We start from the raw sequence: 16904 nt of genomic DNA, 5'->3' as shown, positions 1-16904 counted from the left end.
CAATATTTAATATATTTTTTTAAATAATTTTCTTATCAAATCATTCATATATTAAATATTGAAATAATATTTATAGATAAGTCAGTAAGATGGTATCAGATGAAAAATCACATAAAATACGATATTTTTGTTACTTAAAGTTATTACAATAAACAAATAAATCATTAAAAATAAATAGAAATACTATTTAAAAATTGATATATTTATGATTTTTATTCTCATAATAAAAAGTGTGACTCAATATTCAATATATTAAAACCCAATTAAACAATATAAGGAAAAAAAATAATCCGTGACAAATTAATTAATAAAAAATATATTAATTAACAAAATCACAGATCGTTTTAACTGTTTATTATCTTTCACGTAAAGCTTCACCAGCCTTATTAAATGGTTTTAGAAGATAATCCAAAACACTTTTTTCTCCTGTTTTAATATCAACAGTTGCAACCATTCCTGGAGTAATATAAAAACTCTGTCCTTTTTTATTTTCTAATTTATCATTATTTGTTCTAATATATACACGATAATAAAACTGATCTTGCTTCACCTCATCTCGAATTGTATCTGGCGATATAACTGTAACCACCCCATCTAAACCACCATATATTGAATAATCATAAGCTGTAACTTTTACCAAAGCCTTTTGATCTGGATGTACAAATGCAATATCTCTTGGTGAAATTCTTGCTTCAATTAGTAATTTTTCATTTAGAGGTACAATAGTCATCAATTTACCATTTTGACCAATAACACCACCAATAGTCATAACATCAATTTCTTTTACAATCCCTTTAACAGGTGACTTAAAAATAGTTCGTTTTAATGTGTCTGACTTACCAGCAACCACTTGAGATTGAGTTTGAACATCAGTATTCGCTTTTGCGAGCTCTTCGCGAGCTTGGACACTATATTTATTTCTAATGTCATTCATTTGATTACGTAAATCATTTGCCTCACGTCTCAATCTTAAAATTTCTACATCACTAGCCGCCCCTTTGGCAACTAATGGTTCAGTCATACGAAGCTCTTGTTCAACTAAACTTAATGCATCCTTTAAACCTGAGATTGATTCTTCTAGATTAGCTCTACGCGAATAATAAAGAGCACTTTCTTCCTTAACCAATTCTGGAAATTTACGCACATCATCTGGAAAAGAAAGAGATTTTCCATTCACTTCAGCATTTAAACGTGCAACTGTAGCTTTAGATGCCAAAAGTAAGGATTGGCTCTCTTTCACTGTAGATTCTTGACGTGTTGGATCTAGCTGAGCCAGAATTTGACCTTTTTCTACAATCTGACCTTCTTTAACATATAATTTTGTAAGAATTCCCCCTTCTAAAGACTGAATAACTTGCTCTTTAGATGAAGAAACAACCTTTCCCGTACCTGTAGAAACCTCTTCTAACTTAAATACATATGCCCAAATAAAAAAAGCCAAGAAACACAAAAATACAGTCCAAATTAAAATTGTAGATTTCGGTAATACTGGTTCAAGATCATTAATCTGGCTCAAATCTTTAACTTTTTTTCTCATGATATATTTCTCATTTCATCACATATTCAATCACGCTTCTTACTTTAAAAAATGCTTTACCGTGTTTGTTTTTGTGATAAAACTTGCTCCTTTGAACCATCCATAACAATCTTGCCATTATTTATAACAATAATTCTGTCAACCAAATCTAAAACACCCAAACGATGTGTTGCGACGATTAATGTCCGATTTCCCATCCAACTTTTTAACTCAGAAATTAAATGACGTTCACTTACATCATCTAAAGCGGCTGTTGGTTCATCGAGCAATAAGATATTAGGATTTTTTAATAACAGCCTTGAAAGCAATAAAGTCTGCTTTTGCCCCCCAGAAAAACCAACCCCACCTTCCATAATAGTTGAATCTAATCCTTCTTTTTTCTCCTGAATAAATTTCAATGCACCGGTCATTTTTAAAACCCGAATCAAATCATCATCAGTTGCTAATGGTGCACCTAGCTTTAAATTTTCACGAATTGTTCCAAAAAATAATGGTGCATTTTGATTCAATAGCCCTACTTCTCGACGTACATCAGATGGATCTAACATTTTGAAATCAAAGCCATCGAGTAACATTTGCCCCGCTAAAGGCTCTTGCATACCTGATAAAATTTGCAACAAACTCGACTTACCTGCACCATTGCGTCCCAAAATTGCAATCTTCTCACCAGCTTTAATATTTAAACTTTGAATATCAATATTTAATTGAGGATCAGCCTTATCATATTTAAATTGAATGCCATTTAATTCATATGCACCATAAAGTACAGGTTGTTTAATAAAATTAGCATTTAATGGCTGATCGACAGGTTTATCCATTAATGAATCCAAACCTTCTTTTGCCACAATCGCTTGTTGAATACGACCAAAAATTCCAGAAACTTGAGAAATTGGCATTAGCATTCTGGAAGATAAAATAGAACAAGCAACTAATGCTCCTGTTGTCAGCTCACCATCCATAACAGCAAATGCACCAACCAATACAACTGCAACAAAAGTAAGACCTTGGACTTTTTGTGTCCATGTCGTCAACCAACCCACAATTTTTCGTTGTTGCATACTAATATCAGCAGAAACTTCATTCATGTGATTCCATTGATTTTGAAATCTTGCTTCCGCACGCAATAACTTAATTTCTTCAATACCTTGAACAGATTCAATCAATAATGCATTTCGAATGGCACTTTCTCGCATACCTTCTTGTGCCAATTTGGCTAATTTTTTTTGTACAAAAATTCCAGGAATTAACATAATTGGAACAACAGCAAGAATAATCCAAACTAAATTTCCACCAATAAACCAAAAGATAAAGAGGAAAAGTAAGAAAAATGGTAAATCTGCTAAAACGGTAATTGTGGTAGATGTCACTAATTCCCGAACACCCTCCAGTTCTCGAATTTGAGAAATGAAAGAACCTGTAGATTTGGATCGCATCTTGTTTTTAATTCGTAATGCATGACCAAAAACTTGATCTGAAATCCGTAAATCTGCTCGTTTTCCAATTAAGTCTGAAATATAAATACGTGAAATTCTAAATACAAACTCAAAAATAGCAGCAATCAGCACACCTATAGCCAACACCCAAAGTGTTGGAATGGCTTGCGCTGGAATTACTCGGTCATATACATTCATTGAAAAAACAATAGATGCAAGTGCCAACACATTTGCCAATAATGATGCGACAAAAACATCAGTATGACGTTTCCAATCTTTTAATACTAAAGACCAAAACCACCCTTTTGTATAAGGACGGATATAATCATCTACACGTGCATCAGGTACAGTACGATCAGGGCGAATAATGTATATATTTAATGCACTTTCAACGATATCTTCTATCTTTATAGTTTGAGATAGTCCATTTTCCCCACTAAATGAAATACTGATATTCCCTAGGCGATCAATCTTATGTAACACACCTACTTGACCATCTTTAAACTCCAATAAGAGTGGCAAGCGCCAAGTATTCAACCATTCTGTACTAAAATCTGCTTTTTGAATTTTTAAACCGATCTGTCTTGAAATAATAGATAATATTTGATCTGAATTCTTGTTTTCACTCCAATCTAACTGAAGACTAATCTGCTCTTCTGATGGCTCTATCCCATAATGCTTTGCAATTTCTAAAATTGACTTTAACCAAGGCTTATAATTAACTGTATCTATACTCATGGTTGAATCTTAAACCCTTGAATTGAAATATTATTTAAGTCATACACATTACGAGTTTGTCCTGTATGCCGTATATACTGAACAATGGCTGAATAAATTCTATATTTAGCTGTTTCAATTTCTTGTGCTGCACTATGAATTGCTTGCTCAGCACTCAACAAATCGACAATAGAACGTGTCCCCAATTTATATTGCTCTTGATAAAGCTCTCTTGTTTTCATTGCAGTTTCTTTTCTTTTCACTAAAATTCGAATTTGCTTTTGAGTGTTATCAACTTGTTCACGTAAAATTCGAATTTGTTCGACTAAATTCAAATACACAGCATTCACTTGTGCTTTAGATGCATCTTCTGCAAAATTCGCAGATTTTGCTTTAGCGGATCGAGCTCCGCCCTCATAAATAGGCATGGATACTTCAACAGTTAAAGCACTTTCAGTACCATTGTTCTGATTGTTACTTGGATTAATTCCATTTACAGCCTGACTAAGCGTTCCTTTCAAATTTACTGTTGGGTAGTTAGATAGCTTTACTCGTTCTTTTAGTAATATTGACAGTTCAACTTTTGCAGCTGCTTCCATCATGCTTGGAATAGTTTCATAATTTATATTTTCATATAAATTCGACTCAACAACTAAATCTTCAGGTATTTTAAACTCTATATTTTTTACGCTAAAACCTAAATAAGTTCTTAATTTTTGTTGATATTGTTGTAAAAAGTTTTCTTGCTCAATAAGACCTGCTTGTGCAGCTTCAAAATTAGACTCTGCTTGAATCGAATCTGCTTGGCTACTAATTCCAGCTCTTGCCCTTAATTTTGCAATCTCCTCAATTTTAGCAATACCATCTGATTGTTTTTGTGCAATTCTCATCATATTTTTATAACGATTAATATTTAAAATTGCATCAACAACATCATAGGCGATACTATCAATTTTATCTAAAGTTTGAATTTGTGAAATAAATAGATTTACTTTTTCACTTGTTACATTTGCTTTAATTTGGCCAAAATCATAGAGCATTTGTGTCGCATTAATACTATAAATTTGAGTTCCTCTATTTCCACTTTTAGTCAAATCCCCAAGTGAAAAACCGCCTGAAATTTGTGGGAAATATGCAGCTTCTGCAACATCTATATTGGAATTTTTTTCAGCAACCAATGCTACACTTTGTGTGATTTCGGGTCTTCTTTGTAATGCAATATAAACAGCACGATTTACCTCCATCGTATTTTCTTTAGTTATTATTCCATCATTAAACATCTTATTTTGATCATCAATACTTTCTAGTGTATTTTCTGTACTTGCTGAAACATCAATAGGAAATGTACTTAACTGCTGAATATTAATTTGGGTGAAATCTACTTTAGGCTTTGTAACAAATAATTGACCTGCAAATGTTTTTACTTTATTTGACATTCCACCTATATCATCAACTTGTGCATAGCTTTGCTGACTCAATAACAAAATGGAAAAAAATATCAATCCAATTTTCTTAGGCTCTCCAACATGACTATTTGTTAAAAAATTAATTCTACTTTCCTGATAATTTTTTAAAACCATTTGTTGTACCGAACCCCAATTTCCCACATCAAACTTCATTTTTATCAAAATTATTTACACACAAAATTACTAGTATTTATTAATAAAAATAAATCTCTAAATAAAGAGTGAACATTAAACGTAAATAATGACAATATTCCCTCTTATTAAACATCAATGGTTTAACTGACATTTCCCCGCTGATTATTATTGAAATTTCCAACAAATTAATGTAACTAATTTGTTTCTTTATTTTTTATTATGTTACTTGTTATATTTTTTAAGTAACGCACATCTTTATTGTACAAAGGTTTAAAGGCTGCACTCCCTTAAGTGATCCAAATTTAAGATACAACTTAGGTATGAGATCAACCTAATTCTGTGAATTTATTTAAAACTGCTACACGTACGTAAATATTATTCACCTGACTAGAAAAACTCCTTGCTTTTAATTTATCGCCTAATAATTTGATACAATACATCTTGGTTTCCACCAAACTTCGACGATGATAACCAGACCACTTTTTCCAAAGTGACCTTCCTAGTCATTTAACTAATTTTAATAACTCATTTCGCTCTATAGACCTGACTTGCTGATCTTTCTAAGGCATTACATTCTTTCTGAATAGAATGATCGCATATGCATCTCAATCTAAAATAACTTGTCTGCAACACTTAGTACCAACTGTATAAATAGAATTAATTTGCTTAGCTAAGAGAATTTAAACAAGTAAATCTTCGAGTAGTTGTGCGTCACTGACATTATTTTTTGTGAGTTCTACATGTATTTGAATAAAACCTGTGACCATGCATAAAGAGAGTCGAAATAAAGATTTGATCATTAAGCAATATTGAATCGCTGTATCGGAGTAGGTTTGATTTCGAGCTTATCTGTCTTGTGCTTGTACATCCTACTGAGTCTTCTAATCAAACCAAATGGAAATATTACCTCGGTTAATTAAGGCTCTATTGTAGGAAGACCAATTGATTGTGCGATAGGTTTCAGGGACAAATTTATTCATTTTGAAATTATATGGTTGGATAAACATGCTAGGCTAGGTTTGCGCAACAAAGCCATCTAAAAATAAAGTTTCACTTTGTATTTCCATTTTATTCCCCAAAATAACTAGTTCCTTATTAGCCAAATGCTTTAGGGCTCTTGCCCCTTAGATGAATACAGCCACTTTTCATAAAGTTCTACTCTAATCATATAAATCTGGCATATGGTCAGGGAATTACTTATGAAATCTCATCGCTACAAAGCAAACAGTATATTAATTTCAAGTACACTATCATTCACCATCTGCTTTATGATCTGGATGGTCTTTGCTGTTCTCGGCATTCCTATAAAAGAACAACTCGGATTAACCGAAACTCAATTTGGCATATTGGCTGCAATGCCTGTTCTTTCAGGCTCTCTTATTCGTGTTCCACTTGGCATATGGACAGATCGCTACGGCGGTCGAATTGTATTTTTTGTTCTTATGCTTTTTTGCATTCCACCCGTATTTCTTTTGCAATATGCAAGTCAATATTGGCAATTCTTAGCACTTGGCTTATGGATGGGATTAATTGGAGGCTCTTTTTCTGTAGGAACACCTTATGTTGCAAAATGGTTTGATCGTAAACATCAAGGCTTTGCAATGGGGGTTTTTGGTGCAGGAAATGCTGGTAGTGCCTTAAATAAACTTATCGCCCCAACACTTATTATTTTATTTGGCTGGACATTTGTTCCAACTGTTTATTCTGTCATTTTATTGGTTTGCGCACTTATTTTCTGGTTTACCACATATAGTGATCCTAAACATCAAGTTGCATCATCCGTCAAATTATCTGACCAACTAAAACTGATGAAAAATCCAGCAGTTTTACGATATAGCCAATATTACTCTGTCGTATTTGGCGGATATGTTGGTTTAGCACTTTGGATGGTGAGTTATTACGTTCAAGAATATCATTTTAGCCTCACTCAAGCGGCATTTTTAGCTGCCTGCTTCTCCTTACCTGGTGGTGTACTTCGTGCACTAGGTGGATGGCTATCTGACAAATATGGTGCTTATAAAGTCACATGGGCTGTTATGTGGGTCTGCTGGGTTGCCTTCTTCATTTTATCGTATCCATCTACAGATATGAGTATTCAAACTGTCAATGGATCTGCTCAATTTCACATTGGTATCAATGCCACAATCTTTACAATTTTACTTTTCATCGTAGGTATTGCGATGGCAATTGGTAAAGCATCTGTTTTTAAATTTATTGCAGATGATTTTCCTAATGATATGGGAACAGTATCTGGAGTTGTTGGCTTAGCGGGTGGATTAGGCGGTTTCTTATTACCCATCATGTTTGGAATGCTCGTTGACTTTACAGGTATTCGATCTAGCTCATTTATGTTGCTCTATGGTTGCGTATGTATCAGTTTAATTTGGATGCATTTCTCATTTAAACCATTACAAAAGAAAGAAATTTTAAAAGAAAATTAAAGGTATTCGTATGGCTAAGAACTTATCGGTCTGGCAACCAGAAGATCCCAATTTTTGGAAAGATACTGGTCGAAAAATTGCCAAAAGAAATTTATGGATATCTGTCCCTGCACTACTTCTAGCATTTGCTATTTGGCAAGTTTGGAGCGTTGCAGTCGTACAATTACCCTCTATTGGATTTAACTACACAAAAAACCAATTATTTTGGTTAGCAGCATTACCTGCGCTTTCAGGTGCAACATTACGTATCTTTTACTCCTTTGTTGTACCTATTTTTGGTGGGCGTCGTTGGACTGCAATCTCTACAGCAAGCTTACTCATTCCTGCACTAGGTTTAGGATTTGCAGTGCAGAATCCTGAAACTAGTTACATCACCATGGTCATTCTTGCGCTACTGTGCGGATTTGGTGGTGCAAACTTTAGTTCATCTATGTCAAATATTAGCTTCTTTTTTCCTAAGTCAGAAAAAGGAAGTGCTATGGGAATTAATGCTGGTTTAGGTAATCTTGGGGTTTCAACTGTTCAATTTGTTGTCCCTATTGTCATTACCTTTGCACTATTTGGTTTTTTAGGTGGTGATCCTCAAATAATTACGCAAGCAGATGGCTCTAGTCACCAAATTTGGTTACAAAATGCTGGATTTGTCTGGGTTCCATTTATTCTCCTTTCAACCATTTTTGCTTGGTTTGGAATGAATGACATTGACTCTGCAAAAGCGTCATTTAAAGAACAAGCTGTTATTTTTAAACGTAAACATAATTGGTTAATGTGCTGGCTATATATTGGAACATTTGGTTCATTTATTGGCTTTTCAGCAGGTTTTGCCTTACTCACTAAACATGTATTTCCAACGGTCGATCCTATTAAATATGCATTTTTAGGGCCATTGGTTGGTGCTTTAATGCGTGTGGTAGGTGGATGGCTATCCGATAAATTTGCAGCATCAAAAGTAACTCAAGTAAGTTTTATCCTTATGGTACTTGCTGTTGTGGGTGTTATTTTAAGTTTGCCAAATGAAACATCACATGGCTCATTTTTAGGTTTCTTTATTAGTTTTATGATTCTATTTGCAGCAACAGGTATTGGTAATGCATCAACTTTTGCTCAAGCACCTAGAATTTTCTCTACATTATATCGTCGCAATGCAGCACGTCTTTCATTAAACGACCAACAAGCCGATGCGGAAGCTGCCAAAGAATCTGCGGCTGTAGTTGGCTTTATGGGGGCAATTGGTGCTTATGGCGGTTTCTTTATTCCAAAAAGCTTTGGTACATCTCTAGATCTGACTGGAAGTACAGTTCCTGCACTCATTGGATTTATTATCTTTTATTTAACTTGTATTTTAATTAACTGGTGGTTCTATTCACGTGATCAAGCAGAGGTAAAATGTTAAAGGCTTTATAGCTAATATAATAAAGTTCCCATTTTTATATCTCAACCAATCCCTTTATCTAAAATGATAAGGGGATTTTTTATACTAAGTACACTCACTTTTTTAACATCTAAACGACTTAATTCTCCCTCCCCCAAAGTGACTAGTTTTATCTCATTTTTTCAGTACCTCTGACCAATAGTGACCCTTTTATCTGCTCTGTAGAATCAAGATCAGTACTATTACATAGCCGTGTTAGACGGAGAACTCTATGAGTCATTTTTTAGATCGTTTAAATTTTTTAAATCGAACCACAGAAACATATTCAAATCAGCATGGAAGTGTGACAAACGAAAACCGTGATTGGGAGAATGCTTATCGAAGCCGATGGAGCCACGATAAAGTTGTTCGCTCAACCCATGGTGTTAACTGTACAGGTTCTTGTAGCTGGAAAGTTTTTGTTAAAAATGGATTGATCACGTGGGAATTACAACAAACAGATTATCCTCGTACTCGTCCAGATTTACCGAATCATGAACCTCGTGGTTGCCCACGTGGTGCATCTTATAGTTGGTATGTTTATTCTGCTCAACGTGTTAAATATCCAATGTTACGTGGACATTTAGCTAAACTCTGGCGTGACATTCGTAAAACAAAAGATCCTATTGAAGCTTGGCAATACATTACAACTACCCCTGAAATTGCTAAATCATATAAGTCTAAACGTGGATTAGGTGGTTTTGTTCGTAGTAATTGGGATGAAGCTTATGAAATTATTGCAGCAGCCAATGCCTATACCATTAAAAATTATGGTCCAGACCGTATTTTAGGTTTCTCCCCTATTCCTGCAATGTCTATGGTCAGCTATGCCGCAGGTTCACGATATTTGAGCCTCATTGGTGGTGCATCGTTATCTTTCTACGATTGGTACTGTGATTTACCTCCATCTAGCCCACAAATTTGGGGTGAACAAACAGATGTTGCAGAATCAGCAGATTGGTATAACTCAACATTCTTAATGGTTTGGGGTTCAAACGTACCAATGACGCGTACGCCAGATGCCCATTTCTATACCGAAGTTCGTTATAAAGGTACAAAAACCGTTGCGGTATCTTCCGATTACGGCGAAATGGTGAAATTCTCTGATATGTGGCTTGCGCCAAAGCAAGGAACAGATGCTGCGCTTGCTATGGCAATGGGTCACGTTATTTTAAAAGAGTTTCATCTAGACAATCCATCTGACTACTTCCAAGACTATTGTCGTCGTTTAACCGACATGCCTGTATTAGTCACATTAAAAGAAGAAAATGGTCAATTCACTCCAAGCTATTATTTACGTGCTAGCCAACTCAATGATCAATTCAATGAACAAAATAATCCTGAATGGAAAACTTTAGTTATTGATGAAAATACAGGTGACTTAGCCGCACCGAAAGGATCTGTTGGTTTCCGTTGGGGTGAACAAGGTAAATGGAACTTAAAAGCAGAAAATAGTGCTAGCCAAGAAATCAAAGCACAACTTAGCCTTATTGAAAATCATGATGAATTGATTGATGTCGCATTTGACTATTTTGGTGGAAAAGATGCAACTGACGTCATGTTACGCAAAGTCCCTGTTAAAAAACTTCAATTAGCAGATGGCTCAACTTGCTACATCGCAACGGTCTTCGATTTATCCATTGCCAACTATGGTATTGATCGTGGTTTAGGTGGTGAAAATGTCGCATCAAGTTATGAAGATGACATTCCATATACACCAACATGGCAAGAAAAGCACACAGGCGTACCTGCTGAAAAAGTCATTCAAGTTGCACGTGAATTTGCACAAAATGCCCACGATTCACATGGTAAATCTATGGTGATTATTGGTGCAGCGATTAACCATTGGTATCACATGGACATGTCATATCGCGGCATTATTAATATGCTCATGATGTGTGGCTGTATTGGTCAATCTGGTGGTGGTTGGTGTCACTATGTAGGACAAGAAAAATTACGACCACAAACAGGCTGGGCACCACTTGCCTTTGCACTTGATTGGCAACGTCCTGCACGTCAAATGAATGGCACATCATTCTTCTATGCACATACAAGTCAATGGCGTCATGAAAAATTAGGCATGGATGAGGTTCTAGCACCAACTCAAGGTCATGAACTTACAAATATGTCGATGATTGACTATAACGCCAAAGCAGAACGTATGGGTTGGTTACCATCAGCTCCACAACTCTCCATTAACCCGCTGAAAGTGACGCAAGATGCAAAAACACTTGAACAAGATCCAATTGAATATACAGTTAACGGGCTAAAAAATGGCACGATTGATATGGCATGTAATGATCCAGACAATCCTGCAAACTTCCCACGTAATTTATTTGTATGGCGTTCAAATATTCTTGGTTCATCAGGCAAAGGACATGAGTATTTCTTAAAATACTTACTCGGTACACAAAATGCCGTGATGAGTAATGAAGATGACTGTATTAAACCAAAAGAAATTAAAGTACGTCCTGCTGTTGAAGGTAAATTAGATTTACTGACTGTACTTGATTTCCGTATGTCAACCACTTGTTTATATGCAGATATCGTATTACCAACAGCAACTTGGTATGAAAAAGATGACTTAAATACCTCAGATATGCATCCGTTTATTCATCCACTGAGTGAAGCAGTTCAACCACTTTGGGAAAGTAAAACAGACTGGGAAATTTATAAAGGCTTAGCTAAAAAATTCTCAGAGATGAGTAAGCACTACTTAGGTACACAACAAGACTTAGTCCTCACACCACTCATGCACGATAGCCCTCAAGAACTTGGGCAACCCTTTGATGCCAAAGATTGGAAAAAAGGTGAATGTGATCCAATTCCTGGAAAAACAATGCCAGCCATGACCGTTGTAGAACGTAATTATGGTGCTATTTATGACAAATTTACCTCTGTTGGACCACTTCTTGAAAAACTAGGTAATGGCGGTAAAGGCATTAGTTGGGATACTAAACATGAAGTTGAAATTTTAAGAGGCATTAACCAGACCCAAAAAGAAGGTATTGCTCAAGGTCAGCCAAAACTCAATACAGCAATTGATGCTGCAGAAATGATTTTAACTTTAGCACCAGAAACCAATGGTCATGTTGCAGTGAAAGCATGGGGTGCATTATCTAAAAATACAGGTATTGATCATACTTATTTAGCAACACCACGTGAGCATGATTCTATTCGTTTCCGTGATGTACAAGCACAGCCACGTAAAATTATTTCATCACCAACATGGTCAGGTTTAGAAAGTGAAGAAGTGAGCTATAACGCAGGTTATACCAACGTTCATGAGTTAATTCCTTGGCGTACATTGACTGGTCGTCAACAGTTTTATCAAGACCATCAATGGATGCGTGCATTTGGTGAAGGATTCTGTGTCTATAAACCTGCAGTCGATTTAAAAACAACAGCCAAAATGTTAGGTCAACATTCAAATGGCGAAACTGAAATTGTTCTGAACTTTATTACACCACATCAAAAATGGGGTATTCACAGTACCTATTCAGACAATTTAAGAATGTTGAGCTTATCTCGTGGTGGTCCACATGTTTGGATCTCTGAAGTCGATGCGCAAAAAGCAGGTATTGTCGATAACGATTGGGTTGAGGTCTTTAACATTAACGGCACCATTGCCGCCCGTGTTGTCGTCAGTCAACGTGTTCCTGAAACCATGATTTTGATGTATCACGCTCAAGAAAAAATTGTCAATGTTCCAGGTGCTGAAGTTTCCAAAATGCGCGGTGGTATTCATAACTCTGTAACCAAAACTGTCTTAAAACCAACACATATGATTGGTGGCTATGCACAGCTTTCATGGGGCTTTAACTACTACGGCACTGTTGGAACGAACCGCGATGAGTTTGTCATTGTTCGTAAAATGAAAAATGTCGATTGGTTAGATACTCCTGCTGAACAAGCGAAATAAATGGCGAAGGTATAAGGAAAATAAAATGAAAATTAGAGCACAAATTGGTATGGTGCTAAACCTCGACAAATGTATCGGTTGCCATACTTGTTCAATTACTTGTAAAAATGTCTGGACCAGTCGCGATGGTGTTGAATACGCATGGTTCAATAACGTTGAAACTAAACCTGGTATTGGTTATCCAAAACAGTGGGAAAACCAAGAGATTCATAAAGGTGGATGGGTTCGTAAAAACAATGGCAAGTTAGAATTAAAACAAGGTAGCAAACTTAAAATTATTTCAAATATTTTTGCAAACCCAAACTTGCCAAGTATTGATGAATACTACGAACCCTTTACTTATGATTATGAGCATTTACAAAATGCACCTGAAATGAAAACCCCTCCTACAGCTCGACCTGTTTCAGTCTTAACAGGTAAGAAAATGGATAAAATTAATTGGGGACCAAACTGGGAGGATGACCTAGGAGGTGAATTCCACCAACGTTCAAAAGATCAGTTGTTTGAAGGTATTCAAAAGGAAATGTATTCTACTTTTGAAAATACCTTCATGATGTACTTACCACGTTTATGTGAGCATTGTTTAAATCCAGCATGCGTAGCATCTTGCCCTTCTGGTTCGATTTATAAACGTGAAGAAGACGGCGTTGTTCTGGTAGATCAAGATAAATGTCGTGGTTGGCGGATGTGCGTCTCTGGTTGTCCATACAAAAAAATCTACTATAACTGGACAAGTGGTAAAGCTGAAAAATGTATTTTCTGCTATCCACGTATTGAAGCAGGTCAACCAACCGTATGTTCAGAAAGCTGCGTTGGGCGTATTCGTTATTTAGGTGTGCTTTTATATGATGCCGATAAAATTGAACAAGCCGCATCTACAAGCGATGAACAAGATTTATATCAATCACAACTCGATCTATTCTTAGATCCGAATGATCCAGCTGTTCAAGCAGAAGCACTCAAACAAGGTATTCCACAAGCATGGGTGGATGCAGCCAAAACATCACCTATTTATCGTATGGCTATTGAGTGGAAGGTTGCCTTCCCTCTGCATCCTGAATATCGTACTTTACCAATGGTTTGGTACATTCCACCGCTATCTCCAATTCAATCTGCCATTGAAAGTGGCATGATTGGAAAACATGGCTTAATTCCTGAAGTTAAAGATTTACGAATCCCATTACAGTATCTTGCAAACTTACTGACTGCAGGAAAAGAAGAGCCTGTTTTAGATGCTCTTGAAACCATGCTCACAATGCGTCGCTATATGCGCCAAAAACATGTGCCGCAAGCAGATATCAGCATGACTGAAGTTTTAGAAAAAACACATCTATCTGCGAAACAAATTGAAGAAATGTATCAAATTATGGCAATTGCCAACTATGAAGATCGTTTCGTCATTCCAAGCTCACATAAAGAATATGCTGAAGACACGTTTAAAGATAAAGGCGCTTGTGGCTTTAGCTTTGGCAACGGCTGTTCAGATGGTACGTCATCTGCAAGCTTGTTTGGACAACGCAAAGCTTCACCAAACATTTTCTTTAGCAATCGCGGAGGGAAAAAATAATGAATCCATTCAAACTTTCTTCTGCTTTACTGAGCTATCCGAGCATAGATTTACAAGAAGCTGTGATAGCAGATATCTGCTCGGATTTAAAAAAATTTCCTAAGTGGTTTGATCTTTTATCTCCATTACTTCAACACTTAAGTGAAACTGATTTAATTACATTACAAGAAGACTACGTTGCAACTTTTGATCGTAATCCAAATCATTCATTACATTTATTTGAACATTTACATGGCGAAAACCGTGATCGCGGTGATGCAATGGTTAATTTGCTTCAAGAATATCAAGCCCAAGGTTTTGAACCTCAAGGTTATGAATTACCCGATTATTTACCATTATTTTTAGAGTTTTTATCATTACAAACCGAACAGCATGCAAGTCATCTTCTTGCTGAAGCGATTCATGTCATTGCTTATATCGGAAAAAATTTAAGTAAAAATGATTCCCTATATGCCAATGTCATTGATTTATTAATTCACTTATCTCCAGTAGAACCAGAAGAATTAAAAGTCGCGCCTATTCATGATATGGACGAAGCTTTAGAAACTTTCGGTCCACTCATGGATGGAACAGAACCATTATTAAATAAAAAACCAAGCGATGTACAAATTGTCCAAATTCAGCCTCGTTCAAAACCACTGAGCGTATAGGAGCAATATTATGAGCTACTTACATCAATTTATTTTTGGAATTTATCCATATATTGCTTTATCTATATTCTTTTTTGGGAGTTTGCTTCGCTTTGATCGAGAACAATATAGCTGGAAAACTGAATCAAGTCAGTTGCTTTACAGAGGACAACTTCGCTTAGGAAATATCTTATTTCACATTGGTATTTTAGGGCTGTTCTTTGGGCATTTAGTTGGGCTTCTAACCCCTGTCGCATTCTGGGATTATATTGGTATCACACACGGTCAAAAGCAAATGTTTGCTATGGCGGCAGGTGGTATTATGGGGCTCATCTGTCTATTAGGCTTACTTATTTTAATTATTCGCCGCTTTAGTTCAGATCGTTTAAGTACCAATACGACTTGGCGAGATAAACTAGTATTAGTGTGGATTCTAATTACCCTATTACTTGGCTTATCTACCATTGGCGTTTCTGCACACCATGCAGATGGCGAAGAAATGGTTGCTCTTATGACTTGGGCACAGCATATTGTGACATTTAAAGCAGATGCAGCAAGCTATATTGTACATGCCAACTGGGTCTTTAAAGCACATTTATTTATGGGTATGACACTCTTCGTGATTTTCCCATTTACTCGCTTGGTTCATATTTGGAGTGGATTTGGTATCTTGAGTTATTTACGTCGTACACCACAATTAGTACGTCGTCGTTAAAATCTTAAAGACTTGTAGGCTTCTTCTTATCATCACGTCCATTAGCGTTGATACAGAAGAAGCCTATCTATAATGAATAATACAAATAGTGTGAATTAAGTTATGAATGACAATGAATTACTTCGTTATAGCCGCCATATTTTCTTAAATGAAATTGACTTAGACGGACAAGAAAAATTACAACAAGCAACGGTCATGATTATTGGTTGTGGTGGTCTAGGTAATGCCTGTATTCCTATTTTGGCTGGCGCTGGAATTGGTCATTTAATTCTGTGTGATCATGATGTAATTGAATACAGCAATCTACAGCGACAATTTGCCTTTACCCCTAAAGATATTCACCATACTAAAGTGGATGTCATTGCTCATTACTTACATCAGCGAAATTCCGATCTAAATATTACCCCTATTAATGCTTATATTAATACAGAATTACTTGAAAAATATGTTCCCAAGTGCGATGTAATCGTTGACTGTACAGACAATTCAAAAACCCGTCATTTAATCAATCAAGCTGCTGTAAAATATAATATTCCTTTAGTCAGTGCATCCGTTATTCAATTTAGCGGTCAACTAGCCGTGTTTGATTCACGTCTTGCAAATTCACCTTGCTATGCTTGTTTATTTCCTGAATTAAATACTGAAGATAAAAGCTGTTCTCAAAATGGTGTATTTTCACCTCTTGTCCATCAAATTGGTGCTGCTCAAGCAGCTGAAGTAATGAAACTTATTATTGGTTTTGGCACGTCTTCTGCTGGAAAAATGGTGCAATTTGAAGGAATAGATTTTTCAACTTATCATCTTGCACTAGAAAAAAATCCACATTGCCCAGTCTGCTCTTCTAGCAACAGCCTCCATTCTTATTTTTCTAAATAATTAAAAGATCAAATTCTATAAGAAATTTTAAAATACATTGCCATATATTTAATGA

10 protein-coding genes and 1 pseudogene are annotated in these 16904 nt (G+C 35.8%); 7 read left to right on the top strand and 4 right to left on the bottom strand.

The genetic code is table 11. From position 1 onward, the window contains the following. Window positions 1-355 precede the first annotated feature (355 nt). The 4 genes and pseudogenes from AOY20_RS09520 to AOY20_RS14525 all read right to left on the bottom strand — a co-directional run bounded on the left by AOY20_RS09520 (window position 356) and on the right by AOY20_RS14525 (window position 6268). Window positions 356-1537: a beta-barrel domain-containing protein gene (locus AOY20_RS09520; protein ID WP_054581638.1), complete on the bottom strand. Its 1182-nt coding sequence runs from the start codon at window positions 1535-1537 to the stop codon at window positions 356-358. A 56-nt stretch (window positions 1538-1593) separates the two neighbouring features. Further along, window positions 1594-3708 (bottom strand): type I secretion system permease/ATPase, encoded by a 2115-nt coding sequence (locus tag AOY20_RS09515; RefSeq protein ID WP_054581637.1) that lies wholly within the window; start codon window positions 3706-3708, stop codon window positions 1594-1596. After that, complete coding sequence (locus tag AOY20_RS09510; protein WP_054581636.1) at window positions 3705-5306, bottom strand: TolC family protein; 1602 nt, start codon at window positions 5304-5306, stop codon at window positions 3705-3707. The genes AOY20_RS09515 and AOY20_RS09510 overlap by 4 nt, the downstream gene beginning before the upstream one ends. A 308-nt stretch (window positions 5307-5614) precedes the next feature. Beyond that, window positions 5615-6268: pseudogene (locus AOY20_RS14525) on the bottom strand (transposase). 219 nt (window positions 6269-6487) lie between these two features. Here AOY20_RS14525 and AOY20_RS09505 point away from each other — a divergent pair. From AOY20_RS09505 to AOY20_RS09475, 7 genes are all read left to right on the top strand, one after another. Next, complete coding sequence (locus AOY20_RS09505) at window positions 6488-7729, top strand: MFS transporter (RefSeq protein ID WP_054581635.1); 1242 nt, start codon at window positions 6488-6490, stop codon at window positions 7727-7729. Between the two features lie 10 nt (window positions 7730-7739). Continuing rightward, on the top strand, window positions 7740-9122 hold the full coding sequence (locus AOY20_RS09500) for a NarK family nitrate/nitrite MFS transporter (protein ID WP_054581634.1): 1383 nt from the start codon (window positions 7740-7742) through the stop codon (window positions 9120-9122). Between the two features lie 250 nt (window positions 9123-9372). Next, window positions 9373-13062 carry a nitrate reductase subunit alpha gene (locus AOY20_RS09495; RefSeq protein WP_054581633.1) on the top strand — a complete coding sequence of 1230 codons (3690 nt, stop codon included), beginning with the start codon at window positions 9373-9375 and terminating at the stop codon, window positions 13060-13062. A 25-nt stretch (window positions 13063-13087) separates the two neighbouring features. After that, window positions 13088-14629, top strand: coding sequence for a nitrate reductase subunit beta (narH, locus tag AOY20_RS09490; RefSeq protein WP_054581632.1), 1542 nt, complete (start codon window positions 13088-13090; stop codon window positions 14627-14629). Beyond that, window positions 14629-15279, top strand: a complete 651-nt coding sequence (gene narJ, locus AOY20_RS09485; RefSeq protein WP_054581631.1) for a nitrate reductase molybdenum cofactor assembly chaperone — start codon at window positions 14629-14631, stop codon at window positions 15277-15279. Before narH ends, narJ begins: the two co-directional genes overlap by 1 nt. A 10-nt stretch (window positions 15280-15289) precedes the next feature. After that, window positions 15290-15973 carry a respiratory nitrate reductase subunit gamma gene (gene narI / locus AOY20_RS09480; RefSeq protein WP_054581630.1) on the top strand — a complete coding sequence of 228 codons (684 nt, stop codon included), beginning with the start codon at window positions 15290-15292 and terminating at the stop codon, window positions 15971-15973. 102 nt (window positions 15974-16075) lie between these two features. Continuing rightward, window positions 16076-16849, top strand: coding sequence for a HesA/MoeB/ThiF family protein (locus AOY20_RS09475; protein ID WP_054581629.1), 774 nt, complete (start codon window positions 16076-16078; stop codon window positions 16847-16849). Window positions 16850-16904: the final 55 nt, after the last annotated feature.

This window comes from Acinetobacter equi (assembly GCF_001307195.1).
Lineage (GTDB): Bacteria > Pseudomonadota > Gammaproteobacteria > Pseudomonadales > Moraxellaceae > Acinetobacter > Acinetobacter equi.
This window is presented reverse-complemented; position numbering and strand designations above follow the sequence as displayed.

Bases quoted from the DNA above. Each gene is read 5' to 3' on its own strand.
- narJ (WP_054581631.1), top strand. From the start codon at position 14,629: ATGAATCCATTCAAACTTTCTTCTGCTTTACTGAGCTATCCGAGCATA.
- AOY20_RS09510 (WP_054581636.1), bottom strand. From the start codon at position 5,306: ATGAAGTTTGATGTGGGAAATTGGGGTTCGGTACAACAAATGGTTTTA.
- narH (WP_054581632.1), top strand. From the start codon at position 13,088: ATGAAAATTAGAGCACAAATTGGTATGGTGCTAAACCTCGACAAATGT.
- AOY20_RS09505 (WP_054581635.1), top strand. From the start codon at position 6,488: ATGAAATCTCATCGCTACAAAGCAAACAGTATATTAATTTCAAGTACA.
- AOY20_RS09475 (WP_054581629.1), top strand. From the start codon at position 16,076: ATGAATGACAATGAATTACTTCGTTATAGCCGCCATATTTTCTTAAAT.
- narI (WP_054581630.1), top strand. From the start codon at position 15,290: ATGAGCTACTTACATCAATTTATTTTTGGAATTTATCCATATATTGCT.
- AOY20_RS09520 (WP_054581638.1), bottom strand. From the start codon at position 1,537: ATGAGAAAAAAAGTTAAAGATTTGAGCCAGATTAATGATCTTGAACCA.
- AOY20_RS09515 (WP_054581637.1), bottom strand. From the start codon at position 3,708: ATGAGTATAGATACAGTTAATTATAAGCCTTGGTTAAAGTCAATTTTA.
- AOY20_RS09495 (WP_054581633.1), top strand. From the start codon at position 9,373: ATGAGTCATTTTTTAGATCGTTTAAATTTTTTAAATCGAACCACAGAA.
- AOY20_RS09500 (WP_054581634.1), top strand. From the start codon at position 7,740: ATGGCTAAGAACTTATCGGTCTGGCAACCAGAAGATCCCAATTTTTGG.